Source organism: Oceanobacter antarcticus, assembly GCF_044962685.1.
Lineage (GTDB): Bacteria > Pseudomonadota > Gammaproteobacteria > Pseudomonadales > Oceanobacteraceae > Oceanobacter > Oceanobacter antarcticus.
This window is the reverse complement of sequence record NZ_JBBKTX010000143.1, coordinates 1-234: the sequence shown is the minus strand read 5'-3', so window position 1 is coordinate 234 and position 234 is coordinate 1. Positions and strand designations below refer to the sequence as shown.

Genomic DNA, 234 nt, shown 5'->3' with positions numbered 1-234 from the left:
GCCATTTGTGCGGGGCAACAAGAACGATCAGAACGATGCTCTGGCCATTTATGAAGCATCCATGAGACCCAATATCCGGTTTGTACCGATCAAGTCATTGGGTCAACAGGATGTTCAGAGCTTGCATCGAATGCGAGAACGATTGGTCAAGGATCGCACTGCGCTTTGCAATCAGATGCGCGGTTTGTTGACGGACTATGGTTATATCTTCCCCGTCGGAATCAATGCTGTACT

The 234-nt window shown here is 48.7% G+C and carries 1 protein-coding gene; it reads left to right on the top strand.

The annotated features are described in order from the left end of the window. A partial coding sequence (locus WG929_RS21265; RefSeq protein ID WP_416207656.1) for an IS110 family transposase occupies positions 1-234 on the top strand: 234 nt, incomplete at both ends.